This window comes from Streptomyces sp. NPDC050287 (assembly GCF_044459385.1).
In the GTDB taxonomy this organism is placed as follows: domain Bacteria; phylum Actinomycetota; class Actinomycetes; order Streptomycetales; family Streptomycetaceae; genus Streptomyces.
In genome coordinates this window covers 69,632-95,170 of the sequence record NZ_JBITIY010000023.1, presented here as the reverse complement: position 1 = coordinate 95,170, position 25,539 = coordinate 69,632, and the positions used below count along the sequence as shown (strand labels likewise).

Annotated in this window: 26 protein-coding genes and 1 pseudogene; 19 read left to right on the top strand and 8 right to left on the bottom strand. The window is 69.4% G+C overall.

From position 1 onward, the window contains the following. Positions 1-16: 16 nt before the first annotated feature. From ACIBK3_RS44230 to ACIBK3_RS44215, 4 genes and pseudogenes are all read left to right on the top strand, one after another. Positions 17-877, top strand: a complete 861-nt coding sequence (locus ACIBK3_RS44230) for an alpha/beta fold hydrolase (RefSeq protein WP_399374121.1) — start codon at positions 17-19, stop codon at positions 875-877. Positions 878-981: 104 nt separating this feature from the next. After that, positions 982-1,449 (top strand): cupin domain-containing protein, encoded by a 468-nt coding sequence (locus ACIBK3_RS44225; protein WP_399374120.1) that lies wholly within the window; start codon positions 982-984, stop codon positions 1,447-1,449. A 161-nt stretch (positions 1,450-1,610) separates the two neighbouring features. Next, the gene (locus tag ACIBK3_RS44220) at positions 1,611-2,489 is read left to right on the top strand and encodes an LLM class flavin-dependent oxidoreductase (protein ID WP_399374119.1); all 879 of its coding nucleotides are present in this window, start codon (positions 1,611-1,613) and stop codon (positions 2,487-2,489) included. A 338-nt stretch (positions 2,490-2,827) separates the two neighbouring features. Then, a pseudogene (locus tag ACIBK3_RS44215) lies at positions 2,828-2,992 on the top strand ((2Fe-2S)-binding protein); the annotation flags it as partial. Here the strand turns inward: ACIBK3_RS44215 and ACIBK3_RS44210 are convergent. After that, on the bottom strand, positions 2,953-3,696 hold the full coding sequence (locus ACIBK3_RS44210) for an alpha/beta fold hydrolase (RefSeq protein ID WP_399374117.1): 744 nt from the start codon (positions 3,694-3,696) through the stop codon (positions 2,953-2,955). The pseudogene ACIBK3_RS44215 and the gene ACIBK3_RS44210 sit on opposite strands and share 40 nt — an antisense overlap. 49 nt (positions 3,697-3,745) lie before the next feature. Between ACIBK3_RS44210 and ACIBK3_RS44205 the strand changes: the two genes are divergently transcribed. After that, positions 3,746-4,126 (top strand): winged helix-turn-helix transcriptional regulator, encoded by a 381-nt coding sequence (locus ACIBK3_RS44205; RefSeq protein ID WP_399374116.1) that lies wholly within the window; start codon positions 3,746-3,748, stop codon positions 4,124-4,126. 195 nt (positions 4,127-4,321) lie between these two features. Here the strand turns inward: ACIBK3_RS44205 and ACIBK3_RS44200 are convergent, their stop codons facing one another. The 3 genes from ACIBK3_RS44200 to ACIBK3_RS44190 all read right to left on the bottom strand — a co-directional run bounded on the left by ACIBK3_RS44200 (position 4,322) and on the right by ACIBK3_RS44190 (position 7,162). Then, positions 4,322-4,897, bottom strand: a complete 576-nt coding sequence (locus tag ACIBK3_RS44200) for an SRPBCC family protein (protein WP_399374114.1) — start codon at positions 4,895-4,897, stop codon at positions 4,322-4,324. A gap of 337 nt (positions 4,898-5,234) precedes the next feature. Further along, positions 5,235-6,185: an alpha/beta hydrolase gene (locus ACIBK3_RS44195; RefSeq protein ID WP_399374112.1), complete on the bottom strand. Its 951-nt coding sequence runs from the start codon at positions 6,183-6,185 to the stop codon at positions 5,235-5,237. A gap of 32 nt (positions 6,186-6,217) precedes the next feature. After that, positions 6,218-7,162: an NADP-dependent oxidoreductase gene (locus ACIBK3_RS44190; RefSeq protein ID WP_399374132.1), complete on the bottom strand. Its 945-nt coding sequence runs from the start codon at positions 7,160-7,162 to the stop codon at positions 6,218-6,220. A gap of 1,004 nt (positions 7,163-8,166) precedes the next feature. Here ACIBK3_RS44190 and ACIBK3_RS44185 point away from each other — a divergent pair. From ACIBK3_RS44185 to ACIBK3_RS44160, 6 genes are all read left to right on the top strand, one after another. Then, positions 8,167-9,396, top strand: coding sequence for a hypothetical protein (locus tag ACIBK3_RS44185; RefSeq protein ID WP_399374111.1), 1,230 nt, complete (start codon positions 8,167-8,169; stop codon positions 9,394-9,396). Positions 9,397-9,490: 94 nt separating this feature from the next. Next, positions 9,491-10,972, top strand: a complete 1,482-nt coding sequence (locus tag ACIBK3_RS44180) for a histidine kinase (RefSeq protein WP_399374110.1) — start codon at positions 9,491-9,493, stop codon at positions 10,970-10,972. A 4-nt stretch (positions 10,973-10,976) separates the two neighbouring features. Continuing rightward, the gene (locus ACIBK3_RS44175) at positions 10,977-11,630 is read left to right on the top strand and encodes a response regulator (RefSeq protein WP_399374108.1); all 654 of its coding nucleotides are present in this window, start codon (positions 10,977-10,979) and stop codon (positions 11,628-11,630) included. A 494-nt stretch (positions 11,631-12,124) separates the two neighbouring features. Further along, on the top strand, positions 12,125-13,012 hold the full coding sequence (locus tag ACIBK3_RS44170) for an SDR family NAD(P)-dependent oxidoreductase (protein ID WP_399374106.1): 888 nt from the start codon (positions 12,125-12,127) through the stop codon (positions 13,010-13,012). Between the two features lie 389 nt (positions 13,013-13,401). Further along, the gene (locus tag ACIBK3_RS44165) at positions 13,402-13,983 is read left to right on the top strand and encodes a TetR/AcrR family transcriptional regulator (protein ID WP_399374105.1); all 582 of its coding nucleotides are present in this window, start codon (positions 13,402-13,404) and stop codon (positions 13,981-13,983) included. A 439-nt stretch (positions 13,984-14,422) separates the two neighbouring features. Continuing rightward, positions 14,423-14,584 (top strand): hypothetical protein, encoded by a 162-nt coding sequence (locus tag ACIBK3_RS44160; protein WP_399374104.1) that lies wholly within the window; start codon positions 14,423-14,425, stop codon positions 14,582-14,584. A gap of 9 nt (positions 14,585-14,593) precedes the next feature. Here ACIBK3_RS44160 and ACIBK3_RS44155 read toward each other — a convergent pair whose 3' ends face one another. Then, the gene (locus tag ACIBK3_RS44155; RefSeq protein WP_399374102.1) at positions 14,594-15,337 is read right to left on the bottom strand and encodes an SDR family oxidoreductase; all 744 of its coding nucleotides are present in this window, start codon (positions 15,335-15,337) and stop codon (positions 14,594-14,596) included. Positions 15,338-15,428: 91 nt separating this feature from the next. On the opposite strand from ACIBK3_RS44155, the gene ACIBK3_RS44150 reads away from it, so the two are divergent. After that, complete coding sequence (locus ACIBK3_RS44150) at positions 15,429-15,989, top strand: TetR/AcrR family transcriptional regulator (RefSeq protein ID WP_399374101.1); 561 nt, start codon at positions 15,429-15,431, stop codon at positions 15,987-15,989. 154 nt (positions 15,990-16,143) lie between these two features. Here ACIBK3_RS44150 and ACIBK3_RS44145 read toward each other — a convergent pair whose 3' ends face one another. Then, positions 16,144-16,950: a helix-turn-helix domain-containing protein gene (locus ACIBK3_RS44145; protein WP_399374100.1), complete on the bottom strand. Its 807-nt coding sequence runs from the start codon at positions 16,948-16,950 to the stop codon at positions 16,144-16,146. A 122-nt stretch (positions 16,951-17,072) separates the two neighbouring features. Between ACIBK3_RS44145 and ACIBK3_RS44140 the strand changes: the two genes are divergently transcribed. Together ACIBK3_RS44140 and ACIBK3_RS44135 are read left to right on the top strand one after the other, a co-directional pair. Then, entirely contained in the window at positions 17,073-17,927 is an 855-nt protein-coding gene (locus tag ACIBK3_RS44140; protein WP_399374099.1) for an oxidoreductase, read from the top strand. Continuing rightward, positions 17,924-18,583 (top strand): SDR family NAD(P)-dependent oxidoreductase, encoded by a 660-nt coding sequence (locus ACIBK3_RS44135; protein WP_399374097.1) that lies wholly within the window; start codon positions 17,924-17,926, stop codon positions 18,581-18,583. The genes ACIBK3_RS44140 and ACIBK3_RS44135 overlap by 4 nt, the downstream gene beginning before the upstream one ends. A 103-nt stretch (positions 18,584-18,686) precedes the next feature. Here ACIBK3_RS44135 and ACIBK3_RS44130 read toward each other — a convergent pair whose 3' ends face one another. Continuing rightward, positions 18,687-19,877, bottom strand: a complete 1,191-nt coding sequence (locus ACIBK3_RS44130) for an epoxide hydrolase family protein (protein ID WP_399374095.1) — start codon at positions 19,875-19,877, stop codon at positions 18,687-18,689. A gap of 62 nt (positions 19,878-19,939) precedes the next feature. Here ACIBK3_RS44130 and ACIBK3_RS44125 point away from each other — a divergent pair, with 62 nt between their 5' ends. After that, positions 19,940-20,896 (top strand): helix-turn-helix transcriptional regulator, encoded by a 957-nt coding sequence (locus tag ACIBK3_RS44125; protein WP_399374093.1) that lies wholly within the window; start codon positions 19,940-19,942, stop codon positions 20,894-20,896. Positions 20,897-20,996: 100 nt separating this feature from the next. Here ACIBK3_RS44125 and ACIBK3_RS44120 read toward each other — a convergent pair whose 3' ends face one another. Beyond that, positions 20,997-21,194 carry a hypothetical protein gene (locus ACIBK3_RS44120; protein ID WP_399374091.1) on the bottom strand — a complete coding sequence of 66 codons (198 nt, stop codon included), beginning with the start codon at positions 21,192-21,194 and terminating at the stop codon, positions 20,997-20,999. A gap of 159 nt (positions 21,195-21,353) precedes the next feature. Between ACIBK3_RS44120 and ACIBK3_RS44115 the strand changes: the two genes are divergently transcribed. From ACIBK3_RS44115 to ACIBK3_RS44100, 4 genes are all read left to right on the top strand, one after another. Beyond that, a complete protein-coding gene (locus tag ACIBK3_RS44115; RefSeq protein WP_399374089.1) occupies positions 21,354-21,914 on the top strand; it encodes a PadR family transcriptional regulator in 561 nt (186 codons plus the stop codon). A 22-nt stretch (positions 21,915-21,936) separates the two neighbouring features. Continuing rightward, positions 21,937-22,917, top strand: coding sequence for an NADPH:quinone reductase (locus ACIBK3_RS44110; protein ID WP_399374088.1), 981 nt, complete (start codon positions 21,937-21,939; stop codon positions 22,915-22,917). A 389-nt stretch (positions 22,918-23,306) separates the two neighbouring features. After that, entirely contained in the window at positions 23,307-24,107 is an 801-nt protein-coding gene (locus ACIBK3_RS44105) for a GNAT family N-acetyltransferase (protein WP_399374086.1), read from the top strand. A 268-nt stretch (positions 24,108-24,375) separates the two neighbouring features. Further along, entirely contained in the window at positions 24,376-25,518 is a 1,143-nt protein-coding gene (locus ACIBK3_RS44100) for a helix-turn-helix domain-containing protein (RefSeq protein ID WP_399374085.1), read from the top strand. Positions 25,519-25,539: the final 21 nt, after the last annotated feature.

The following is a 25,539-nucleotide window of genomic DNA, read 5'->3' as shown; positions in this document are numbered from 1 at the left end:
GCCAGGAGCACGGCACATGCCCCCGTTGACCTTCGACCAAGCCCACCATCTCGACGTGGACGGCGGCCGGATCGCCTACTACGAGACGGGCACCGGCCACCACCCCGTCGTATGGGTGCACGGCCTGCCCCTGGACTCCCGCTCCTGGGCCGCCCAACAGGAGTTCTTCGACCCTCACGCCCACAACGTCTTCCTCGATCTACGCGGCTACGGGGCTTCCGACAAGCTGCCCCCCGCCGTGGACAGCGTCACCGCGCTGTACACCGCCGACCTCGCCGCCCTCATCACCCACCTCGGCCTGCGAAGCCCCACAGTGATCGGTTTCGCCTCCGCAGGGCACGTCGCGCTGAGATTCGCCGCTCAACACCCGCAGCTGCTGGGCAAGCTGGCCGTCCTCAACGGCTCACCCAAGTTCCGTCGCAGCGACGACTGGCCGTACGGCTTCGACGACATCGGCATCGCCCACTTCACCGATGCCGCTCGTGACAACGGAATCGCGGGACTCACCGACGCAGTCCTCGACCCGGGCCTGGTCTTCGCCGATATCGGCCCTGACCGCGCCGCTGAGCTCGGCTCGTGGTTCCGCGACATGAGCTACAACGCGGGCGTTGCGACCCTGCTCGGCTTCTTCGACAACATCTCACTCGACGACGACCGTCACCTGCTGCCCGCCATCACGGTCCCCACCCTGGTGATGAGCAGCACGATCGGCCAGGAGGTACCTGCGAGCGTCTCCCTCTACCTCCGCCGGACCATCCCACATGCGCGTCTGGCTGAGCTCCCCGGCGCCGACCACTTCGCCTTCGCCACGCGCCCTGACCTCGTCAACTCCCTACTGCTCTCTTTCATCGACGATCGCCCCGTACCCGGCCCGTGATCAGTGACCGGTGGTCCGCCCGGACACCAGCCGATGCCCATGCCCGCCTACGAGTGGGGCGGGCCGGACCAATTTCCCCACCGACCTCCAAGAACGGAGTTCTCATGACGATGGCCTATCTGGCGCAGCCCGAGCAGCAGCAGAAGCTCGAATGGCTCGACGGGGGAACGTTCTCCGTGCTGCTCGACAAGGAAGCCACCGAGGGCAAACTGACCGTGGGCCGCTTCGACGTCGCCAAGGGCGAAGCCCCGCCGTTCCACCTGCACACCCGCGAGGACGAGGTGTTCATGCTGATCAAGGGCACGGCCCTGGTGTGGTCCGGGGAGGAGGAACACGAACTGCGCGAGGGCGGGATCGTGTACCTGCCCCGCAACGTCCCCCACGCCTACCGCATCACCTCCGACCACGCAGACCTCCTGATGATCGCCACACCCGGCGGCATCGAGGGCATGTTCCGCCACGCCGGACGCGACCTCACCACCCCACGCCCCGACGGCTTCGAGATCCCCACATCCCTCCTGGCGGAAGCATCCGAACTCTACGGAGGCGTCATCCTCGGCCCGCCGCGCTGAACCGCTCACTGTCCCGAGTGCCCGTGCCGGAACAGCCGCCATCCTGACTGCCGCCCGGTCTCGAAGGCACTGCCTCCGAGGCGACGGCGGGCCCGTTTCCTTTCCCGCTCCCGACCACCGCGGCCGACGTCGAGCAAGCGCCGGTCCCTCAGGAGACTTTCATGCCCCTCCCTGTCCTGTTCGGCGCAAACGTAGAGCCAAATGCCCTCCCCGTCGGCCGCTCCAGTGAGCAGGCACTACTCATCGACAGTCTCGGCCTCGACCTTCTCACCATCCAGGACCATCCGTATCAAGCGGCGTTCGACGACACCTGGACACTGCTCATTTTCCTGGCCGCGCGGACGCGACATGTCACGCTCGTCCCGACGGTCAGTTCCCTGCCGTTGCGTCCGCCGGCGGTGCTGGCGAAGGCTGTGGCGACCTTGGACAGACTGACCGGCTCCCGGGTCCAACTCGGCCTGGGTGCCGGCGCTTTCTGGGAAGCCATCGAGGCCATGGGCGGCTCCCGTCGCACGCCGAGAGAGGCCGTCGACGCACTTGAAGAGGCGATCACCGTCATCCGGGCCATGTGGAGTGGCGAGCGCAGTGTGCGGACGCACGGCGCGCACTACTCGCTTGCCGGCGTCCACCCCGGCCCGGCGCCGAGCCCCGGTCTGGGGCTGTGGCTGGGCTCCTACGGGCCCCGCACGCTGGCTCTGACCGGTGCGAAGGCGGACGGCTGGCTTCCCTCGCATGCCTACCTCGGACTCGACGCACTGCCCACGGCTGTCCGCCGCATCGACGACGCAGCTCTGGCGGCGGGCCGCGATCCGGACACGATCCGCCGGGTCTACAACATCGCCGGTGTCATCCAGCCGGAGTCGGCCGGCCCGTTCCAGGGGCCCGCCGCCCAGTGGGCCGAGCACCTTGTCGCGCTCGTGCGCACCGTCGGGATGAACGGTTTCGTCATCTGGCCCGAACGAGACCACACCCGACAGATCAGCGCGTTCGCCGCCGAGGTCGTACCCGCAGTCCGCGAAGCCCTCGCACGGAAGACCTGACCACTCCGTGCGCTCGGGGCCGGGCAGCACCCCTGGCACAACGGCACCGGCTGTACCCGTCCCAGTCCTTCCGCCCCCAGCGCAGCGTCTTGATTCTCTTGTCCGTGGATAAGTACGGCAGTCATCCGGATTCACGTTCACGCGATGCTTGATCAGTCGAGCACAGGAGGGCGTATGTGGAAACAGCCATCCGCCCGCCGCGCGTGTCCAGTTGGCCGAGAACGTCGGCGTGATCGGTGTGAGCAGTGCTGAGCACGAGTGAACACTGCAAGACGCAAAGACCGGGCAGCGGTGCAAGGCAGGGTGGCAGGAGGACGGCACACCCGCCCACCGACCACCGCGTCAACTCATGTCTGACCCTGGCCGTCCGGCTGGACGGCGTCGAGGTCACCACCATCGAGGGACTGGCTGACGGCGACCAACTGCATCCGTTGCAGCAAGCGTTCATAGACCAGGACGCCTATCAGTGCGGCTTCAACAGCAGATCGGTGAGTGCGTCCGGCACGATGACCATGCAGTCATGGCCGCTTTGCAGTTCCCACACCTGCGACGCAGCGCCGCCTGGCTGCACCGCCGGAACTGGGCGGCGCGTGACGTCCCCCGGTGCGCTGCCGACACAGTGGATGTGCGTCCGGGAAATCGCGTCCGCGGCCGGGTTGTCCAGCCGGACCGGCTGCAGGAAGCAGTGCACCGACTCGTCCGACAGCATGGTGCGCAGCCACGCCGTGTCCGCCGGGTCGGTCACCCCGAACAGACCCATCGGCGCGGGCATTTCCGGCACGGGCGGGATGCGCCAGGGGGTGTCGGAGGCGGCGGCCGCGTCGATCAGTCGCTGGGTCTTCTCCCGTATGACGTCCAGCGCGCTCTCACCGTCAACCGGGACCATCGCGTCGACGTAGACCAGATGCGCGATCCGGTCCGGGACCTCCCCGGCCACGCCGGATATGACCATCCCGGCGTAACTGTGCCCGACCAGCACCACGTTGGTGAGATCCCGCTCGCCCAGGAGAGCGACGACGTCGGCGACGTGGGTGTCCAGGTCGACGTCTGGAGTGAGCAGGTGTTCCTTCTCGCCGTGGCCGGTCAGCGAAGGGGCGAAGACCTGATGCCCGGCCCGGGTCAGCAGGGGAACCACCCGGTCCCAGACGCGCCCGCTGTGCCAAGCACCGTGGACAAGAACATAGGTTTTCGTGTGCGACGTATTCATGCAGAAAGACGCTACTGAGCCGATAGGTACCTCCTGGTAACCTTCGGCCATGCACGACTCAGCCGGAAGCGTCTTCCTCGCCGACTGCCCCGCCCGGCTCGCCATCGACATCATCACCAACAAATGGGCCGTCGTCGTCCTGTTCGCCCTCAGCCGCAGGCCCCGCCGGCACGGTGAACTCGTCGACCTCGTCGGTGGCATCTCCCGCAAGGTACTCACTCAGACACTGCGCAGACTTCAGAGCTACGGCCTGATCGAACGCCATGCCTATGCCGAGGCACCCCCACGGGTCGAATACAGCCTCACCGACCTCGGCCAGACCCTCACCGAACCCATCGCTGCCCTGACCGACTGGGCGAAGACGTACGGCGCCGCCGTCGCCGACTTCCAGGAAGAGGCGCAGCAGGACACCGCCACCTCCGGCACCTGACCCGTGACCGCCGCCGGGCAGGTGATCAAGAAGGGCACTCTTTGAGCGAGTCTGTGAGCCGAGCAGACAGTCCGGCTCGCAGACTGCCGCTACACCGCCCGCGACCTCACCGACTACAACGCCAGATCCCTGCTGGTAAGCGGCGGCTTCAGGCCACTACTGCACCCTGGATTGTGAAGGGCTTGATAACCACGCCTACGAGTTGTTTTCTTCCGATTCGATGACTTGCAGGCACCTCGCGAGGGCGGCCACCATGTATCGGCGCCAGAGGGGAGTGAATGGACCGGCGAGAATCCAGCGACGACCCGGAAGCGGCTTGAATTCGTAGGTCCACCGAATGAGGGTGCCATCGCCGTCGGGATTGAAGTTCCATTCGCCTCGAACGCCGGCCGCGAGTCGGGAGAGGATGTTCGTGAATCCCGTCAGTTGATACGCAAAGCTACAGCCTTCCGTGTACTCGATCAACTGTTCGTCGGCCTGCGACCCGTCGTCGAACTGCGGGTTCCTGGTAGGACCGACGTGATCCCATGCTTCGGTCTGGTTTGCCACACCTTTGACACCGGGAAACGGTGCCACCCGGTGGAAAACACTCGATAGGTCGATGGGAACGATCAGTCGGAACGCGTTGGCGGGCGCCACCGAAGATCGCCGCTGCACTGTGATCGGAACAGTGTTGTCGGCTGAGCCGATAAGGAGGGGTATTGCCTGGACCACTGCGGCCCCCTGGGACTCGGTCGCTTTCTTCACGGCGATCGGTTTCTTGTCGGACATCGATGTCCTCCTGGCTTGGTGATGTGTATCCACTGCGAAGCATTGACGAACATAAAATGCTTCGAATGGGAAGCGAGTAGATTCGTGATGTGAGTGACCTGGCCACCGGCCTGAACATCGACGCGGGCCCTTTCCTCGCCGACCCAGGGGCCGTTCGACGAACCGGTCCAAGTTCCGTATTGCGTGCCTTGTCGCCGCCATCGGAAACGGAGGCGTCTCCTCATCACCCCTATGTGGGTGTGCGGTGCTGCAGCGATGCTGAGAGTCGTTGAGGTAGTGCAGCAATATGTGGCTGGACGCGTGGGTTGGTAAGTGACAGCAGGTCGCTGGTCATGGCTCAGATCGACTTGAGCACCCGGACCCGGTCGGCGATGGCGCGGCGGGCGACGTCGGAGGTGAAGACGACGGAGTCGAACTCGTGCGGGGCGCCGGGGTGCAGGTGGAACTCCACCGGGACGCCGGCGCGGCTGAGTTTGGTGGCGTAGGCGGTGTCTTCGTCGCGGAAGACGTCGAGTTGGCCGACCTCGATGTAGGCCGGCGGCAGGCCGGTCGCGTCCTCGAGCCGGGCCGGGGCCGCCGTGGCCGCGACGTCGGGCCCGCCGGCGGCCTCGCCGAGCAGGGCCGGCCACGCGGTGAGGCTGTCGTCGTAGGACCACAGAAGGTAGGGCTCGATGTGAGGGTCGGGCGTGGTGGTGCGGTCGTCGAGCATTGGCATGAGCAGGATCTGCCGGGCGATCTGCGGGCCGCCGCGCTCGCGGGCGAGGATCGTCAGGGCCGCTGCCATGCCGCCGCCGGCGCTGTCGCCCATGACGCCGATCCGGTGGGCGTCGACGCCGAGTTCGGCGGCGTGTTCGTGCAGCCAGCGCAGTGCGGCGTAGGCGTCTTCGAGGGATGTCGGGAAGGGGTGCTCGGGGGCGCGGCGGTACTCGACTGACAGCATCGGTACGCCGCTGGAGGACACGTAGCGGGAGACCGGGCCGTCGAACAGGTCGATGTGGCCGAAGATGTATCCGCCGCCGTGGAAGAACAGCACGGCCGAGCCGGGCTCGGCGCCGTCCTTGACGTACCAGCGCATTTTGATCTGTGTGCCGTCGTCTGCGCTCGCGTAGTGCTCGTGGGTCGTCACGTCGGCCGGGATCGGCTGCGCGGCTCCCGCGGCGCCGATGATCGGCTCCCACATGGCGCGGCGGCCGGCGATGTCACCCACAGCCGGCGGCTTGGCCTCGGCCATCGCGCCGGCCATCGGGGCCAGCGCCTCTGCGATCTCGGGATCCAGGGACAGTGTCATGGTCTTTTCCTTTCGAGGCTGGCCGGTCGGTGTCAGGCGGCGGGCGCGACGATGACGGCCTTGCCGTGCAGCTCGCCCGTGGCGGCCTGGGCGTGGACTGCCGGCAGCTCCGCCAGCGGCACTCGCTGCGCGACGTCGACGCGCAACTCGCCGGAGTCGATCAGTGCCACCAGGCGCGACAGCTGGTCGGCGTCGCTGCGGACGAACAGGTCGATGCCTCGTACGCCGCGCTGTTCGTCGCTGGGTGCGGGCATCCATACCGTGGTGTTCACCAGCACTCCACCGGGAGCGATCAGGGTGGGCAGCGCGGCCAGTTGCGCCGGGTCGATCGGCGCGAGGTTGAGCACGACGTCGACCGGCTCGGTCACCGCCTCGGTCACCTCTGTGGTGGTGTGATCGATGACCTCGTCGGCACCCGCCGTCTTGACCTGCTGGCTGCTGTGCGGGCCGGCCGTGGCTATCACGTACGCACCGGCGTTCTTGGCCAGCTGCACGGCGTAGCCGCCGACCGCTCCGCCCGCGCCGTTCACCAGCACCCGCTGACCCGCCACCAGCTTCGCGTGATCGAACAGCGCCTGCCACGCGGTGAGACCCACCAACGGCAGCGCGGCGGCATCGGGAAGCGGAACGCTCGTGGGCGCCGGCGTCAGAATCCCGGCCGGAGCCACCACGTACTCCGCGGCCGCGCCATCGCCCGCCATCGGCAGGAAGCCGACGACCCGGTCGCCGATCTCGAGGTCGGCCACGCCCTCACCCAGCGCCTCGACCGTACCGGAGACGTCGATGCCGGGAGTGTGCGGCAACGCCACCGGGATGGGACCCTGCATGAAGCCCCCTCGGATGTTGCCGTCGACACCGTTGAACGATGTCGCGGCGACCCGCAGCAGAACCTGCCCGACGCTGGGAACGGGCTGCTCGACGTCCTCGTAACGCAGGACGCTCGGGTCGCCGTACTCGTGGAAACGCACTGCCTTCATGGGAAACCCTCGTCTCTCGATATACGTGAGGTGCTGCGCTTTCGAAGCACCAACTTCGATGTGTGAGCCGACCGGCAGCCGGCGAGGCCAGGCGCCTGCTGGTGCCAGGGACCGGAGTTTTTCGTGGCTCGGCGAGCCGGGCACGGTGGAGAAGATCAACAGTTTCTGGCCCTGCTCCGGATCCACCAGCCGCTGGCGGTACGACTTGAACCAGGGGAGGTGGCCGAGTTGGCTGGTTCGTCGGTCGATTACTGCAGCCGGATCGAGTAGCAGCGTTCTCCGGCCGCGGGGAAGTCCGACGTCCTCCGGCTGCAGCACCTCCCGGCGTACCCGAAGAAGGTCGGCCGACGTACCCGATTCATCTCGTCCTCCCGTGCTCGACTGATCAAGCATCGCGTGGACCAGAACCCGGATGAAGGCCGTACTTATCCACGGACAAGTCGTCCGTGGTAAGCCATGCGATGCGGGGGGAGGGGAGAGTTGCATGACCGTCGACACCCTCACGCGCGGCGGGAACCGCATGAGCCGGCCCCGCGCTCCTCATCCGGATGGCTCGGGTCGCCTTCTGCTCCCCGCACGCGCGGGGATGGCCCCTCCACCCCGTGCTGCCCGCACTACTGCTCTCCGTGCCCGCGGGAATGGTTCCCCGGACAGCGTCGCGGACCGCCGGTTCCGCAATTGCTCCCCGCGCGGGGACGGACCCTGGTCAGCTCTGCGACCGTGGCTGCCCGCTCCGGGCACGTCTGGTCCGCCTCGGAGTCCGGGAGCAGCGCCATCAGGTTGCACACCGTCCGGCGCTGGTGGGTGAGCTTGCCAGACAGGGGCACCGGCGAGCGGGCTCCAGGTGGTCCGGTCGTCGTACGACGGGTTGCGTCGGGTCGCTGATGTTCTGTGGCCGGTGTGCCGATCGGACCGGGAGTGTGGCCGGTCGGCCGACGCGGTGTCACGGGCGGTGCGTCTAGCGTCGTTCGGACCAGGCCACCGCGTTTCGAGGGGAATGTTCGATGGATCAGCCAGGGACGACCGCACCACACGCCGACGCCACCGCCGTGGTCGGGGCGACCACGGAGTTCGAGCCGGATGTCATGGACCTCCTCGTGGGGGCACTGCGCCGTGGGGTCAGGCACGAGTTGCCGGCAGTGGGGACGGACACGCTGCTGGGTGAGCTCGTGATGGGGGACACGGACGCCGGTGCGGCGATCGCCCCGGGGATGCGGAAGGCCGGTTCGCTCAGTGGCATGATCTCCGGACTGGCGGGCCGGGGTTGGGTGAGCGACGACGAGGCGTACGATGCGCCGGTCGCGGCCGGCGCGGAAGCCGACGGGGTGGAGGTCGACGCCGCTTGGCGCGAGGCAGGGTGGCGCTTCGGCCTCGGCTCGCGGGTACCGGCTTCGCAGAGCGGCCCGGTGCTGCCCCCGTTGACCGGGGCGATGCGCGGGTGCCTGCTCCTCGCGCTCAGGTCGGCCCGCGCCGAGGGGACGATCTCGGTGCGCTGCCGCCATGTTGCCCGTGCCCTGCTGGACCTGCGGGGCAGCAGGGCACGGGAGGCCATGCTGCTGCAGAGGCTGGATACGGCCGCCGCGGCAACCGCGCTCGACGCGCTGGACGCGAGCGCCCCGGCACGGACCGAGGGGCCGGAATCCCGCGGCGTCGCCCTTCTGCGCCGGGCCGGAACGCTGGGCAGGAGCGGTAACCGCCTCACCCGCGCGCTGACTTCGTGGTTCTCCGGGACCCCGGTGAACGGCTCACCGGTGCTGTTCGCGGTGTCGGTCGAGGCCGTGCGGCAAGCGGTACGGTGCGGGCGCGCGGCGGCGGAGCCGGTGGATCTCCTGCTGGGGATACTGGCCCTGGACCGGGCCCTGTCCGTCGCCGGGCACTCGCTTCCCGGGAGTCTGGCGGACGCCAACGCCGCCGCGGCCCTGATGCGCCGGCACGGTGTACGGCAGGTTTCCCTGGTCTCCTCGGCTTCGGCGATTCCGTCCGCCGCTGTTCCTGACGGTGACGGGGTGCGGCTGTCCGCTGCCGCCGACCGGATCATGGCGGTCGCCCGCCTGTCCGCCGCCGAGCACGGTTCCCCCACGGTCGGCACGGTCCACCTGCTGTCCGCGCTGCTCGACGAGTCGGCGACGGATGCGGAAGCCGGGGCTGGCGGAGCGGTCGTACGGCTGCTGGCTGCCGGCCAGGTGGACTTGGCCGCTCTGGGGGCCGAGTTGAGCCTCCGGCTGGGCGCGTGACACCGGGGGCCCGCCGTGCGGCGACCACCACGGCCGCGGCTACCGTTCTGCCCGGGAGATCAACGGTGGCCGGGCAAGGGTGATGATGAGTCAGGTGTCCGAAGACACACAGCCGCCGCGCCCGTCCGTACGGCTGGCGCGCACGCTGACCGGCGTGTCGGGGTGGGTGCGGCGGGAGACGGCCGAGGGCTGGGCCGCGGTGCGTGCCGCCGAGCGCCGTACAGTCGTCGGCGAGGCGCTGGTCTGTGTCCTGGCGGCGGCTTTCTGCCTGCTGCCGCTGCTGACGGCGCCTCCGGAACGGCTGGCGTCGGCGGTGCTGGAGGGGGTGTGGGCGGCGCTGATCATCCCCGCTCGGCGCGGTCGGCCGGTCGCCGCCGTTGTGTGTGCCTCCTTGCTGGTCGTGGGAACGAACATATGGACGCTGGCGGTGGTGCCGCTGATCGTGCTCTCCGCCACCCGTCGTATCGCACCGCCGCGGCGTGCGTGGCAGGTCGCGGGGGTGGCCTGTGCCGCCGTCGGTGTCCTGACCGTGGCCTCCGCCCCGGTCCACTCCGAGTCCCTGCTGGGGGAACTCGCCGGCAATGCGGTCTCCGCGGTGCTGCTTGTGCTGCTTCCCACCCTGGCCGGGACCCTGCTGGGGCGGCGGCGCCCCCTGGTCAGCCTGCTGCGGGAACGCAACGCCTATCTGGAACAGACCCGCACGCTGGCCGCCGCGGCCGCCCGAACCCAGGAACGGACCCGGATCGCGGGAGAGATGCACGATCTCCTGGGCCACCGGCTGAGCCTGATCTCGGTGCACGCCGGGGCGCTTGAACTCGCCGCCGCGCGACAGGCACCCACCCTCGTGGGACAGGCCGAGCTGCTGCGTACGACCGCCGGTACGGCCATGGGGGAACTGCGCGAAATCCTCGGCGTCCTGCGGCACTCGGACGTCACGGACCAGACGGACAGAACCGGGGTAGAGAGGGGAACACGGGAGGACATCACCGCTCTGGTGACGGAATCCCGGCGGACAGGCAGCACCGTCGAACTGGACTGGTCCGTTCCCGACACGGCCCAGGTCGACCCCCGTACGCGTCAGGCGATCCACCGGGTGGTCAGAGAAGGGCTGACGAACGTGCTGAAACACGCAGCCGGTGCCCCCACCAGGGTGGAGGTGAAAGGCACGGACAAGGGGATCGAGGTGTCCGTCAGCAACGAGGCACCGCGGGCGGCGAACCACTCCCAGGGGGGAAGCCGCAGCGGGCTGGCCGGCTGTCAGGAACGGATCGCGTTGCTCGGCGGGACGTTCACAGCGGGCGCCCTGACGAACGGCGGTTTCCGTATGGCGGCTTGGCTGCCCACCCACGGGAGGACCCTTGAACGCGCCCCGCTTGAGGGGGCCTTCGCCGAAACCCCTCCGGACGCGGTGCGCCTTCCCTCCGGAGGCATCGGGCAGGAAGGGGCCCGTGCCCCGCTGTCGGACGAGATCCTGACGTGGCCGAGGGTCCTGGGATCGGGTTGTGTGGCGCTGCTCGTGGTCCTGCCGACGGTGGGCTTCCTCGTCGTACTGCTCGCGACAGCAGCCCTAAGATGAGCTGATGATCCGAGTCTTGATCGCCGATGACGAGGCACTGATGCGTGCGGGAATCCGGCTGATCCTGGAGAACGCCGAGGACATCGAGGTGGTCGCGGAAGCGGGCGACGGTCGGGAAGCCGCCGCGGCGTGCCGGGCTCAGGACGTCGACGTCGCCCTCCTCGACATCCAGATGCCGGCCCGGGACGGAATCGCGGCCGCCGAGGACATCGCCCGTCTCTCGCCCGGCACCTGTGTCGTGATGCTGACGGCGTTCGGCGAGGAGGCGAGCGTGACGCGAGCCTTGCGGGCCGGGGCGAGCGGTTTCCTGCTCAAGGACACCGGTCCCACCGAGCTGATCCGCGCCGTGCAACTCGCCGCGAAGGGTGAACCGGTCCTGGCGCCCAGGATCACCCGGCAGTTGCTGGAACGGCACGTACGGTCCGGCCGGGACACCGAGGCCGCTGTGCGCAGGACCGAAGAGCTGACCCCGGCCGAACGGGATGTCCTGCGGCTGCTCGGCGCGGGCCTGTCCAACGCGGAGATCGCCGATCAGCTCTACCTGAGCGCCGGCACGGTCAAGGCGCACATCAGCCGGATCCTCACCCGCACCGGCTGCGCCAACCGCGTACAGGCCGCCGTCCTCGCGCACGACGCGGGGCTGATCACCGACCTTTGAGCCGTCTCTACTTGATCAGGGTATTCGCGAACAGGGACGGTTCCGACGGTCGCTGCAGCGGGATCCACCTCGGTCCGACGCTCTCGGGACGGACAGGTTCGGCGCGGTCGGCCATCGCTTCGCCTCGGTGCGGGAAGAGGGGCTGGGTCGCACATGCTCACTTATGTGTCGTCAGGAAACGCGACGCCACGCGCTGCTCGCATCGTTTGTGGACGGTCACGGAATTCCCCAGGGGCGTGGTCACGGAATTCCCCAAGTATCCGCCGTGGGCACTGACCGAAGGATGACCGCGTCTTCCCGTTTGGGGGCCGGCGCGGACACCTCGGCAGCGGGCAGCGTCCGTGCCCCGTGTGAGCGCGAGGGGCTCGCGATCCCAGGGCGCTCCATGGCGGCCACGCTGACTCCAAGCTAACCGGATAGTCATCCGAATATGTGCTAGCGTCACCTCCAGCAATCGGATGACCTATCCGGTTCTACTTGGGGTGGAGGAGCGCGTGAGGCAAGCTGTAGTCACCGCCGGGACGGCCGGAATCGGTTTGGAGACGGCGCTGGGGCTTGCCGGCGCCGGGTTCGCGGTCACCGTGGTGGGAAGGAGCCCCAGCCGGGGTGCCCAGGCAGTGGACCGGATCAACGCCATGGGCCCGGGGCAGCCTGGTCGGTTCCTGGCCGCCGACCTCTCCTCGCTCGACCAGGTGCGTGCGCTGGCCGACCGGATCGCATCCGAGCACCAGGCCTCAGGGGATCCGCTGACGGTGCTGGTCAACAACGTCGGGGCGATGTTCCCCAACAGGCGCGAGTTGGGCGGCGTCGAGGCGTCGTTTGTCGTCAACCACCTCTCGCCGTACCTGCTGACCGAACTGCTCCTGCCCACGCTGACGGCCGGTTCGCCGAGCAGGATCGTGAACGTGACCTCGGGTGCGGTCGGGGTCGCCAAACGGGTGTTCGACGCCGTCGAGCCACCCGGCGGCTACTACGGCTTCCACTGGTACGGCCGCGCCAAGCTCGCCAACCTCGCCTACACCCTCGACCTTGCCGCGCGGCTGGACGGCACGGGCGTATCGGTTTTCGCCGCCGACCCTGGAGGCGCCGCGACCGACATGACCAACGGCACCCTGACCGACCCGAAGATCGTCTCTCCCGCCCTGCGACTGCTGTGGCCGCTGGTGCGCCGCAAGTTCGAACGGTCCACGTCCGGCCCGGCGTCCGCGGCAGCCAGGCCATCGATCGTCGCCGCCACCGACGACGCGCTGATCGGCAAGACCGGAGTTGTCATCGGTCCCCAAGCGCGTCCGGTCGCCCCGTTTCGCCCGGCCACCGACCGCCGCGTCGCCGACGCAGTGTGCCGGCTCAGCGAAGCCCACGCTCCCGTCGCGGCCTGGTAGGCGCTACGCCTGCGCCGGTGAACCTCGGACCAGCCCGCCTCGACCCCACGATGCCGGCCCGGCACCACCGGTAACCAGCGGGCCGAGCCCTCGCGCACCCACCCTCGCAGCTCGACGCCCCGCACCGCCGTCACGCAGACACGTAAGGCCTGCTGCCGCCGGTCACCGAAGCTCATCCTGACCCCCACGTTCGCCCGTCTGGACCCCCGTACCGAGCTGGCCGCTGCGGTCTGGCACCAGCTCTACGAGTCCGGACGCCGACAAGGACCCGGCGGGCGGGTGGGCCGCACGGCCCACGCGCCACAGCGCCGACCTCCCAGCCGGGCACGACTGCGTATGATCGAACGCCGGACACACATGACGGGACACGCGACAGAGACTGGCCACACATGACGACCACACAGCTGCGCAAGGACGCTGCCCGCAACTGGGACCGGATCGTCGCCATCGCCCGCGTCCTGGTCGACCAGGGCGTCACGCTGCAGCTCAACGATGTCGCCCGCCGTGCCGGACTCGGGGTCGGCACCGTCTACCGGCACTTCGCCACCCCCGAGGCGCTGCTGGAGACCGTGGCCACCCCCTGCCTGGAAGCCCTGGCCGCCCACGGCGAACAGGCGCTGGCCGACACGGACCCCTGGCGCGCATTCGAAGGCTTCCTGACGCGGACCCTCGACGCGCAGATCACCGACGCCTCCCTGGCCCTGGTCACCGCCGCACCGACCGACGCCCTCCCACGCACCACGGAGCTCAAGCAGTCGCTGACAACGACCGGCACCGAACTCCTCGACCGGGCCCGCGAGGCCGCAGTGGTCCGTCCCGATCTGTCCGCTGCCGATCTCGTCCCGCTGATGTGCGGCATCGCCCACGCCGTCACCGTCCACGGCGGCACTCCTGCCGACCGGATCAACACGGCACACCGCTACCTCGCCACACTGCTCGGCGGTCTGCGAGCCGCCCCGTCGAGCACGTGACACGCCTCTTGCCACCGGGGTGATCCTCGGCGTCCTGCTCCGCCGCCTGGCACCTGCACCGTGGCGGAGAACCACCGAGTCTTCGCCGGCGCCGCCCGCCACCCCTGGCTCAAGGAAGGGTTCCCGGCGTCGCCGTCCGCCCCGCCCGCGCAGACCGGATTCAGCGTTTGCCACGCGCCTGCCTTGCCGTCCTGGTCGAGCAGTCTGATCGCGGCACCGCGCCGGGCCCCGGTCCAGGTGACCCCGACGTATTCGACGGGGAAGCCCGGTTCCGCGGACCGCGCTGCCGCGCTGCCGCGCCCGAGAACGTCTTCGCCCGGGTACGGGCACACGCTCCTGCCGCGTCGTGGCCTCGGGGGCGGCGGCCGAGGCGAAAACCGGGATCGCGGCGGCGACGCCGGCCGCGAGACTGGTCGCTCCGAGGACGGTGCGACGGGTCATGGCGCGCTGGGAGAGCCTGGAAACACTCGCGGACCCGCCCCCGATCAGGGAGCAACCGAAGGCTGAGCTCTGGAAGGAGTGCTTCTCCAGTGACGGCGGCGACTCCGACTTCGGCGGCGTGCGCAACCGGTTCACGGCGGCCGTCTCACTTGACCGGTGACAGCACGTGTCATGCCTGGACGGTGGGGCGAACGTTGATCTCGCCGATCTCGACGTCGCCGGGCTGCTCGATGGCGAAGGCCACCGCGCGGGCGACCGCCGCCGGAGGGATGCCCATCGCGTCCATGGTCTTACGCGTCTGCTCGCGGATCTGCGGGTCTGCCATGGAGTCGGCGAGATCGGTGCGGATGTATCCCGGCGAGATGGCTGTCGTGCGCACCACCCCGTCGGTGGACTCCGTACGCAGCCCTTCGTGGACGGTGCGGACCGCGTTCTTGGTCGCGGCGTAGACAGCCATCGTGGGGGACACGCCGGACAAGCCTGCCACGGAGACGATGCTCACCAGGTGGCCCGACCCTTGCTCGCGGAAGACCGGCAGCGCGGCGGCGACGCCGTTGAGCATGCCGCGAAGGTTGACATCGATCATGGCCGACCACCCTTCGGTGTCGAGGTCGGCCAACGGGCTGATCGGGGCGATACCGGCGTTGTTCACCAGAACGTCGATACGGCCGTACTGGTCGATGGTGGTGGCGACCAGGCGCTGCAGGTCCTCGGCCTTGGTGACGTCGACGACGCACGTGGCAGCACGGCCCCCCTTCTCCCGGATGTCCTGCGCTATGGCCTCGATGCGCTCGCGGCGACGCGCCGCGAGGACGACCGCGGCGCCGCGCTGGGCGAGCAGACGGGCCGTGGCTTCGCCGATGCCCCCACTCGCTCCGGTGAGGGCGACGATCTTGCCGTGAAGAGAGAGCACTACTGCCTCCAAGTAAAGTGGACACGTGTCCGCTGCATGATTCACCCTACCGGACACGTGTCCACTTGTGGCGGAACCTCGGGAGAAACCAATGACCGCGTCAGCACGCCGTCCGGATGCGGCGCAGAACCGGACCCGCATCGTGGAGGCCGCCCGCGCAGCCCTCGCCGAGTCCCCCCAGGTCCACCTCAACGAGATCGCCAAGCGCGCCGGTGTAGGACAGGGAACGCTCTACCGGAACTTCCCCAACCGCGAAGCGCTCCTCGCCGAGGTCTACCGGCGCGACGTCGAAGAACTCGTCACCGCCGCCTCCGCACTGCTGGCGGAACACGAGCCCGTGGAAGCGTTGGGTCACTGGCTCGACCGCGTGATCGACTACGCCGAGATCAAGCGCGGCGTCCTGGCAGCGCTCGAGCCGGCGGCGTGGCAGGACCTTGTCGCCCACAGTCACAACCCCATCGAAGGCGCCCTCGCAAACCTGCTGGACGCCGGGAAGGCCGCCGGTTCCCTCCGCACGGACGTGGACGCCCACGGGGTCCTCCTGCTCATCGCCTACCTCGGCCGACTGGAGCAGGCCGAATGGGAGGCAACGGCACGGCCGTTGATGAACGTCATCCTCGACGGCCTTCGCCGACGGGACGCGGACCAGTGAGGGCGTCAGCCCTGACCACCGAGGTTCCACCGCGTCCCTGCCGCGCGAACGTTCAGGCGCCGATCGCAGGTGCCCCAGCCGATCGACGAACGGCCGCGTGCTGCACCGAGCGCCCGCGAGGCATCGCTGATGGCCTCGACCGCATCCGGATGTCTCAGGCGAGGCCGCGCAGTGCTTCGTCGTCGGGGCTGCCGGGCTGCGGGAAGTACAGGTACAGGACATGTCCCTCGAGCCCGGTGAGCGCGAAGGTCTCGAAGCTGAGGCGGAGGATGCCGAGGCCGTCCACGGCGAGCCGCTTCTCACCTGTCGAGCGCTCGTACACGTCGTGGGAATCCCACAGGGCACGGAATGTCTCGCTGCGCTCCCGCATACTCGCCACGAAGCCGTCGAGTTCCGTGCGGCGCGTGGCCACGGTGGCGCGCAGACCTGCGACGGCTTGCAGGGCGATCTCGTCCCAGTCGGGGTACACGTCCCGAGCGCGCGGGTCGAGGAAGGTGAACTCGATCAGGTTGTGCCCCGGGCTCCATGCCGGATTGACGCGGGCCGAGAGCGCGGTACCTGCCAGGACGTCGCGGTTGGGGGCGACGACGAACGCGGGCAGGTCAGCCCAACGCTCCAGCAGGCGCAGCACCCCTGGCCGCACGGTGTGGGCAGGAAGGGCGTCGCTGTCGGCCGGGACCAGCGAGGGCATGGCCAGGGACCAGAGGTAGGCCCGCTCGGTGTCGTCCAGGCGCAGGACACCGGCCAGTGCTTCGAGGATCTCGCGGGAGGGATTGCGGTCACGGCCCTGCTCGATCCGGGCGTAGTAGGAGGGACTGAGCCCGGCCAGCAGCGCCAGTTCCTCCCGGCGCAGTCCCTTGACCCGCCGTCGCGTGTTGTCGACGACCCCGGCAGAGGCAGCGTCGATCTTTTCCCGGCGACTGCGCAGGAAGGAACCGAGTTGGTTGTCGTCGCGCGCCATCCGACGAGCGTATCGCTCCTCATGGACCGGGCCGCTCGTGCGCCCGCATGCGAAGCTCACCCTGTGAGGGCCTCCCTCAAGGGGGCGTGGCACGTCCGCCGGCTTGCTGTTGCCATGGAGGCATGTCGAACCACAAAAACGAATCGTCCGTCTGGCTGATCACCGGCTGCTCCAGCGGTCTGGGCCGCGCCCTGGCCGAGCACGCCCTCGAGCGGGGCCACCGAGTGGCTGTCACCGCCCGCAACCGCGCCTGCGTGACCGATCTCGCCGCCAAGTACGGCGACCGCGCGCTGGCTCTACGGCTGGACGTGACCGACCCCGAGTCGGTGACCGCGGCCGTCCAGACCTGCGAGGCGGAGTTCGGGCGCATCGACGTCCTGGTCAACAACGCGGGATACGGCTACCTGGCCGCCATCGAGGAGGGCGAGGACACCGCGGTCCGTGCCCTGTACGACACCAACGTGCACGGCGTGGTGACGGTCCTCAAGGCCGTACTGCCCGGCATGCGGGCACGCCGCTCAGGGCGCATCGTCAACGTCTCCTCCTTCGGTGGCCTGGCCGCCTTCGCCGCGACCGGCTACTACCACGCCACGAAGTTCGCGTTGGAAGGACTGTCGGAGTCGTTGGCCGCGGAACTCGCGCCGCTCGGCATCACGGTGACGATCGCCGAGCCCGGCGGTCTGCGCACTCAGTGGGCGGGGACGTCGATGCAGCAGTCCCCGACGCGACTGGACGACTACGAGCAGACCGCGGGCAAGCGCCGTGAGGCCACCCTGGGGGTGTCCGGCCGCCAGCCCGGCGACCCGGTACGGGCTGCCGCAGCCATCGCCGCGGCCGTGGATGCCGACACACCGCCCCTGCGGCTGCTGCTCGGCTCGGACGCGCTCGCCGGTGCACGCGCCCGCCTTGAGCGCCTGCGCGGCGAGATCGATACCAACGAGGCGCTGACCAGGAGCGCGGACTTGGAGCAGGTGTGAGCACAGTCGGCGCGTTCGTCGTGATCGGTGCCGGGCCCGGGCTGGGCGCTGCGGCCGCCCGCCGATTCGGCCGTGCGGGACATCCGGTCGGGCTGATGGCGCGCAGCGCCGAACGCCTGGAGACGATGGCCGCCGACCTGACCTCCCAGGGCGTGACGACAGCAGTCGAGACCGCGGACATCACCGACGAGCAGGCACTCGCCGCGGCGCTCGACGCACTGCGCGAACGGCTCGGTCCCATCGAGGTGATGCTGTTCAGCCCACGGCCGAGTCTCACGTGGATCAAGCCCGTGCTCGACACCGCGCCCGCGGACACCGAGAACGCGCTGGCACTGAGCGTCGTCGCCGCCACGACGGCCGTCCGCGCGGTCGTGCCGGACATGCGCCGTCAGGGACACGGCACCCTGCTGTTCACCACAGGCGGCGCCGCCGTCGAACCACACCCCGACCGCGCGGTGTCGGGAATCGCCTACGCGGCCGAGTCGGCGTACGTGCGCATGCTCCACGACGCACTGGCCGACGACGGAGTGCACGCCGCACAGGTCACGGTCGTCGGCCCCATCGCGCCGGGCGCCAGGCACGAACCGGACGACGTGGCCGAGCAGTTGTGGCAACTCCACACCGCACGCGACCAGTCACTGCTCATTCTGCGCTGACACCTCTCGCCGGCAACCCACCGCGAGGCGGCGGCCCCGGGCCTCCTTCCAGGCGACAACGCGGGCGTGATGCCGCCGTCGCGGCCGGCCAGGGCGCCGCGACTCACCGCAGGGAGCGGAAGAAGTCCCTGAGGTCGCGGACCAGGAGGTCGGGAGCCTCCAGGGCAGCGAAGTGTCCGCCGCGGTCGAACTCGCTCCAGCGGACGATGGTGTTGGCTTCCTCGGCCCAGTGCCGGATCGCCGTGTCGCCCGCGAAGTTCGCCACCGCGGTGGGCACCTCGGAACGCGTGAGGGGGAACCACCCGGCCTGGGCGTACTTGGCCCCCTCGTAGTACATCCGCGCCGCGGAGCCTGCCGTCGCGGTCAGCCAGTACAGCATCACGTTGGTGAGCAGGGTGTCCCGGTCGACCGCGTCCTCGGGCAGTTCGGCCGAGGGATTGGACCACTCCTTGAACTTCTCGATGATCCAGGCGAGCTGGCCGGCCGGGGAGTCGGTCAGGCCGTACGCGAGGGTCTGCGGACGGGTCGACTGGATCGCCCTGTAACCGGAACCCTCGGCGGCGAACTCGCCGATCGCCGCCAGACGTTGCCGCTCCTGGTCCGTCAGCTTGGCCACCACGTCCTCAGGCACGGGGCCCAGCGGCCGGAAGCCGACGGTCGCGGCGTTCACGTGGATCCCGATGACGGACTCGGGCGCGACCCGGCCGAGCTCCGGCGTGATCAGCGCGCCCAGGTCGCCGCCCTGCGCGGCGAAAAGCTCGTAGCCGAGGCGGCGCATCAGCTCCACCCACGCCCGGGCCACCCGGTTCGGATTCCAGCCAGCCTCGCAGGTGGGTCCAGAGAGGCCGAAGCCGGGAACGGACGGGATGACCAGGTGGAAGGCGTCGGCCGCATCGCCACCGTGAGCGCGTGGGTCGCTCAGCGGGCCGATCAGGCCCAGGAACTCCACGATCGAGCCCGGCCAGCCGTGGGTCAGGATCAGCGGCACCGCGTCCGGTTCGGGCGAGCGGACATGCAGGAAGTGCACCTGGGCGCCGTCGATCTCCGTCACGAACTGCGGGATCTCATTCAGCCTGGCCTCGTGCTCGCGCCAGTCGTAGCCGTTGCGCCAGTAGTCGACCAGTCCGGCCAGGTATCCGGTCGGGACGCCGAGGTCCCAGCCGGCGCCGGGCGGCTCGTCCGGGAAGCGGACCCTGGCCAAGCGCTCGTCCAGGTCATCGAGGTCGGCCTGCGGGGTGTCGATCCGGAACGTACGGATGTCGGTCCTGGCGGCAGTGGTGTCGCTGTTCCTCATACACCTATGACATCTCCTATTGCGGAAGGAGCCTTTCCGCAATACGGGTAACGTGCCTCCATGTGATGACCGTCTCGGCCCGCCTGCTGCAGCTCCTGTCCCTGCTGCAGGCCCGCCCCTCATGGACCGGGCCAGAGCTCGCCGAGCGGCTCGAGGTGAGCGCCCGCACCGTGCGCAGCGACATCGACAAACTGCGCGAGCTCGGCTACCCGGTGCACGCGCTGCCCGGCGTCGGCGGCGGCTACCGGCTCACGCCCGGGGCGAAGCTGCCTCCCTTGCTGCTCGACGACGACGAGGCCACCGCGGTCGCGATCGGCCTGAACAGCGCGACCGGTGGCGCGGTCGCCGGGATCGAGGAAGCGGCCACCCGCGCACTGGCCAAGCTCGAGCAGGTCCTGCCCTCGCGACTACGCCACCGGATCGACCTCCTGCGCACTTCCACCGTCACCCCCCGGCACGACGGACCGGTCGTCGCCCCGGAGGTCCTGACCGCGATCGCCGCCGCTTGCCGGGACCAGCACCGCCTCCGCTTCGACTACCGCACCCACGACGGCGCCGACCAGCGCCGGGAGATCGAGCCGCACCGGCTGGTCCACCTCGGCCGCAAGTGGTACCTCGTCGGCTGGGACCCTCACCGCGCCGACTGGCGAACCTTCCGCGTCGACCGGATGCGCCCACGGACTCCCACCGGGCCGCGCTTCACGCCCCGCGAGCCCCCGGAACAGGACCTGACCGCCTACATCACCAAAGGCGTCGACGCAGCGCTCACCCGCTGTCGCGCCCAGGTGCGCGTACACAAATCGGCTACCGAACTGGTGCAGTGGCTGACCCCGGCCACCGTCGTCGAAGCCGTCGATGACCACACCTGTCTGGTCCACGTCGGCGCGGAGAGTCCGCACATGCTCGCCGCACACATTCTCGTCATCGACGCCGACTTCGAAGTCGACGGCCCCCCTGAACTCCTCGACGCTCTCCGCACGATCGGCGACCGATGCCACGCACCACAACAGCGGCGATGAGACAGGAACGGTTCACCCGGGCTCATCCACGAAAAGCCGCTGAACGGTGGCCTGGATTGCTGCGAGGTGGTCCGTCTTCAGCGGTTGCTCACCCGCTCCGTCAGTCGTTGCGGTCATCCAGCAGGGCGGTCGACACCCGCTCTGCCAGCCACTTCTCGGTGTGGTTCCACGACCAGCCGCAGTCCGCCACGTACAGACGCCAGGACTGGTGGCCGAGGAAGAACCAGAGGATGTCGGTGGCGCGGCCCCTGGTCAGGCCCTCCCGCAGCGCGCCCAGGTCCTCCAGTCGTCCGGCCACGGCAGCGAGGGCTTCGCGGTAGGCGTGGTCGGCGTGGGTGAGGGTGTCCGCGGCGCTCTCGTCCAGTGTGGCCGCGGTAGTCAGTACCTATCCCCACTTCCACCGTCCCATCGATCCGATGTTCACATCGTTTCGATGCAGGGTGTGGGATACTGAAGCATGCTGGAACTGGCGATACTGGGTTTCCTGGCCGAGGGTTCTCTGCCCGGGCACGTGCTGCGCCGCCGGGTTTCGCAGCTGACCGGGTACACGCGGCCGGTCAGCGACGGCAGTCTGTATCCGGCGATCAACCGTCTCACCAAGGCGGGCCTGCTGGAGCGGCGCGCCGACCCGGCTGCGGGGGCAGCCCGGTACGTGCTCAGTCTGACCGGCGCCGGGCGTGCCGGGCTGCTGAAGCGGCTGCGCGAGCCGGCCGACCATGAGATCACCGACTTCACCCGCTTCTTCACCATCCTGGCGTTCCTCTCGCACCTGCCCGACGTGTCCGAACAGCACGCGGTGCTGCGCAGACGGCTGGAGTTCCTGGAGGAGCCGGCGAGTTTTTTCTACGACGGTGACAGGCCGTTGCGGGCCGAAGAGGTCGCCGACCCCTACCGGCGTGGCATGCTGCTCGCCGCCCGTGCGCTCAGCGGGGCTGAACGTGCCTGGCTGCACAGGGTTCTGGACGGTGACGAGCCCACCAAGAACGCTCCTTTCCAGCTCGACGAACCCGTGAGCTGACCGACCTCGGAGGTACCCGTACATGCTTGCGTCCTGGTACGACGAGCAGGGCCCCGCCGCCGATGTCCTGCACGTCGGCGAACTGCCCGATCCCACCCCCACCCCCGGCGAGGTCCGCGTCCGCGTCACCGTCTCGGGCGTCAACCCCGGCGACACGAAGAAGCGGCGCGGCTGGCTCGGCTCCTCGATGCCGCACCCGCGGGTGATCCCGCACAGCGATGCCGCCGGAGTCATCGACGCCGTGGGCGACGGGATCGACGCCCGCCGTGTGGGGCAGCGGGTGTGGGTGTACGGCGCCCAGTCCTACCGCCCCTTCGGCACCGCCGCCCAGTACACCGTCGTACCGGCGGACCTGGCCGTCCCGCTGCCCGACCACCTCAGCGACGAACTCGGCGCCGGCCTGGGCATCCCCGGGATCACCGCCCACCGCACCGTGTTCAGCGACGGCCCCGTCGACGGACTGATCGTGCTCGTGCACGGGGTGCTCGGCGGCGTCGGCTCCCTGGCCGCGCAGCTCGCGCGGTGGGGCGGCGCGACGGTGATCGGGACCGTGCGGCGCGGCAGTGACCTGAACCGCGTCGACCCGGCCGTCGTCTCTCACGCCGTGGCGCTCGACCAGGGCGATCCCGTCGAAGCCATCCGTGCCCACGCTCCCGACGGCGTGCACCGGATCATCGAGGTGGCCCTGTCCGACAACGCGGATCTGGACAACGCCGTCGTCACGAACGGCGCGGTGATCGCCGCTTACGCAACCCGGGACGGCCGGCCCCGACTCCCCTTCTGGCCTCTGCTGTTCAACAACGTCACGCTGCGCATGCTCGGCAGCGACGACTTCCCCGATGCGGCGAAACGGCAGGCGGCCCGCGACCTCACCGACGCGGCAGCGGCCGGCATGCTGACGGTCGCCATAGGCGAGGTGTACCCGCTGGAGAAGATCGCTCAGGCCCACGACCGCGTTGACGCCGGCGGTCGAGGTCGCGTCCTGGTGACCGTCCCCAGCTGAGCTGTGCCGGGACCGGCAGCTGTCTGCTCCCGGACCCGATCTCCGGGAATGATGCCGCCACGCCATTACGGCCGGGGTGAAGAGGTCCAGGAGTGGCGGGTCAAGCTGACAAACCTGGTGGAGCAGACGATCCGACGAGCCCGCCGAAGAGACCACCGACGTTTCCACGGCCTGCGCCGACCTGCCTGCCGGTCGACCTCGCGCACCCGGGCGGCTGTCTGTCGGGGTGGGGGACGCACACCCCCTGACCGGGCGGCCCGACCCCTTTTCTTATCTCAACAGGCATAGGGGGATGGCGAGTTCACCCATGAAACTGATGAACTGCAAGATCGGCACGGATCGTATTCTGGCCCTGCCGACGCCATAGACGACAGGTAGGAGAGGTTTCGATGACAGATCTTGTGGATTCGATCGAATCGATGGAGCAACTCGCTGCGGGCTGGCGTGCCATGGTGCTCGATCGCGATGCCGATGCAGATGTGCGGGATCTTCCGGGTATCGCCGTTCGCTGGGCCGACTGCCGGTTCGCTTTCTGGAACTGCATCACGTTGACCGATGTCGGCACGGACACGAGGCTCGTCGAGCAACGGCTGGGCCAGGCAACGGACATCATGCGCTCGAAGAAGCACCCGGGCTTTTTGTGGGTCTTTGAGGACCTCCTCGATGACGAGGCCCGTGCAGTGTTAACGGCGGCGGCCGAACGGGCAGGCCTTGCCTACGCCTTCCCCGGCACCGGCATGGCCGGAGATGTGCTTCCCCTGCCCGAGCCGGTCCACCCCGACCTGACGTTCGTGCGCGTGACTACTGACGAACAGCTGCAGGCCTACGCGGACCTCAACTCGCGCGCCTACGGGTTCCCCCTGGAGGACGGTCGAGACGGGCTCGGCGGCTCCACGGTGTGGAAGAAGCAGGTGCACGCCTACCTGGGCATGCGCAACGATGTTCCGGTGACGTGCGCTGCGACAGTGGAGACAAACGGCCGTCTCTTCGTCGTGCTCGTCGCCACGGACCCGGAGTGGGAGCGCAGAGGCTACGGCGAGGCGGTGACCCGGAAGGCACTGTACGAGGGTGCCCGGGCGACCGGACTGACCCGCGCGACCCTGCACGCGACCGTCGCCGGGGCGCCTGTGTACCCGCGTATCGGTCTCAAACCGAACTCACCGATCCACTTCTACAGCCTGAAAAGCTGACAGCAACACACCGCCGCATTGCCGCTTCTGGGACCACGCCGGCGGTTCACCCTGACCGGGGTTTCGAGGCGGACGCGGCGTCGCGGGCTGAAATCCTGGAGGATCTTCCGCAGATCCCGATGCAGCCCGAACCGCATGACGGGCAGGTCAGCGACGAACGCGTCAGCCACCGCAACGGATACCGCCCGCACGAGTGGGACACCCCCGTGCGGGCACCGTTTGGCGCGGAGCCCGGGGTCACGAAGTGCGCGTGTGGCATCATCGCCACATGCCGGAAGAGGTGCCGCACCCGCGCATCGTCGAGCTCTCACGTGCGCTGGAGCACGATGTGGAGGTCGTCGAGCCGTCGGTGCGGCGGGTGTGGGACGAGATCCCTTCCTACGTCGCAGCGACGCGCGAACAGCTCGAGGCCAGTGTTCGGCGGAACCTCCGCTTGGCGGCTCGCACGGTGCTGGCCCGGAAGGTGCTGTCGCCGACGGAGATCTGGGAGGCGCAGCAGGCGACCCTGGAGCGCCTGAGCGCCGGCATCCCGATCGAGGACATCATGGCCGCTTTCCGCGTGTCGATCTCCTCGATCGAGGACCGGCTCATCGAACTCGCCGCGGTGTACGAGGTCCCGGCCGACGATGTCGTGGCACTCACGCGGCTGTTGTGGCAGCTCAGTGACGCCTTCTCCGCGCGGGCGGCCTCGGCCTACCGCGAGCAGGGGGTGACGAGCGCCCTGGCCGAACAGCGACGCCGCGACCGGTGGCTGTTGGCGCTGCTGGCCGGCGATCTGGATGCGGCGGAAGTGGAGCACGGTGCGACGTCGTACCGGCTCGGACGGCAGAGGGCCTACATCCCCTTCTGCTCGGCCGCGCGCGGTCTGGGAGCGCTGGAGGCGCTGCTGGAGCACCTGACCGAGCAATTCCGCGGGCATGGCGTGGCAATGATGCTGCCTCTGGATGATCAACTGGTCGGCATCCTGCCCGACGCTCCGAAGGCCGTCGACGGGCACCTCATCGCCCTCGGGCCGCCAGTCCGGCCGGACGAGACCGCGGCGTCGTTCGCGCTCGCCCGACGTGTCCTCGCCGCCGCCTCGGTGCAGTCCGATGGCGGTGTGCACACCGTTGAGGCCCTCGGCTGGCGCATCGGCGTGCCCGTCGTCCCCGAGCTCGCGGCGCTGGTGTCAGCCCGGTACCTCGATCCGCTACGGCAGGCCGGTGCGTTCGGCGACGAGGTGGAGCAGACGTTGCGCGCCTACCTCGAGCACGACCGGAGCATCCCGCGGACGTCCGAGGTCACACACGTGCACGTCAACACCCTGCGCTACCGATTGGCGCGTTTCGAGGAGTTGACGGGCCGGTCCCTGGCGAAGACGGACACTTTGGTCGAGCTCGCCTGGGCGCTGCAGCTGCGACCGCCTTCGTAGCCACCTACGAAATCCGGGTGC

Excerpts from the sequence above, each read along its gene's own strand:
- ACIBK3_RS44230 (WP_399374121.1), top strand. The coding sequence starts at position 17 with ATGCCCCCGTTGACCTTCGACCAAGCCCACCATCTCGACGTGGACGGC.
- ACIBK3_RS44225 (WP_399374120.1), top strand. The coding sequence starts at position 982 with ATGACGATGGCCTATCTGGCGCAGCCCGAGCAGCAGCAGAAGCTCGAA.
- ACIBK3_RS44220 (WP_399374119.1), top strand. The coding sequence starts at position 1,611 with ATGCCCCTCCCTGTCCTGTTCGGCGCAAACGTAGAGCCAAATGCCCTC.
- ACIBK3_RS44210 (WP_399374117.1), bottom strand. The coding sequence starts at position 3,696 with ATGAATACGTCGCACACGAAAACCTATGTTCTTGTCCACGGTGCTTGG.
- ACIBK3_RS44205 (WP_399374116.1), top strand. The coding sequence starts at position 3,746 with ATGCACGACTCAGCCGGAAGCGTCTTCCTCGCCGACTGCCCCGCCCGG.
- ACIBK3_RS44200 (WP_399374114.1), bottom strand. The coding sequence starts at position 4,897 with ATGTCCGACAAGAAACCGATCGCCGTGAAGAAAGCGACCGAGTCCCAG.
- ACIBK3_RS44195 (WP_399374112.1), bottom strand. The coding sequence starts at position 6,185 with ATGACACTGTCCCTGGATCCCGAGATCGCAGAGGCGCTGGCCCCGATG.
- ACIBK3_RS44190 (WP_399374132.1), bottom strand. The coding sequence starts at position 7,162 with ATGAAGGCAGTGCGTTTCCACGAGTACGGCGACCCGAGCGTCCTGCGT.
- ACIBK3_RS44185 (WP_399374111.1), top strand. The coding sequence starts at position 8,167 with ATGGATCAGCCAGGGACGACCGCACCACACGCCGACGCCACCGCCGTG.
- ACIBK3_RS44175 (WP_399374108.1), top strand. The coding sequence starts at position 10,977 with ATGATCCGAGTCTTGATCGCCGATGACGAGGCACTGATGCGTGCGGGA.
- ACIBK3_RS44165 (WP_399374105.1), top strand. The coding sequence starts at position 13,402 with ATGACGACCACACAGCTGCGCAAGGACGCTGCCCGCAACTGGGACCGG.
- ACIBK3_RS44160 (WP_399374104.1), top strand. The coding sequence starts at position 14,423 with ATGGCGCGCTGGGAGAGCCTGGAAACACTCGCGGACCCGCCCCCGATC.
- ACIBK3_RS44150 (WP_399374101.1), top strand. The coding sequence starts at position 15,429 with ATGACCGCGTCAGCACGCCGTCCGGATGCGGCGCAGAACCGGACCCGC.
- ACIBK3_RS44145 (WP_399374100.1), bottom strand. The coding sequence starts at position 16,950 with ATGGCGCGCGACGACAACCAACTCGGTTCCTTCCTGCGCAGTCGCCGG.
- ACIBK3_RS44140 (WP_399374099.1), top strand. The coding sequence starts at position 17,073 with ATGTCGAACCACAAAAACGAATCGTCCGTCTGGCTGATCACCGGCTGC.
- ACIBK3_RS44130 (WP_399374095.1), bottom strand. The coding sequence starts at position 19,877 with ATGAGGAACAGCGACACCACTGCCGCCAGGACCGACATCCGTACGTTC.
- ACIBK3_RS44115 (WP_399374089.1), top strand. The coding sequence starts at position 21,354 with ATGCTGGAACTGGCGATACTGGGTTTCCTGGCCGAGGGTTCTCTGCCC.
- ACIBK3_RS44110 (WP_399374088.1), top strand. The coding sequence starts at position 21,937 with ATGCTTGCGTCCTGGTACGACGAGCAGGGCCCCGCCGCCGATGTCCTG.
- ACIBK3_RS44105 (WP_399374086.1), top strand. The coding sequence starts at position 23,307 with ATGACAGATCTTGTGGATTCGATCGAATCGATGGAGCAACTCGCTGCG.
- ACIBK3_RS44100 (WP_399374085.1), top strand. The coding sequence starts at position 24,376 with ATGCCGGAAGAGGTGCCGCACCCGCGCATCGTCGAGCTCTCACGTGCG.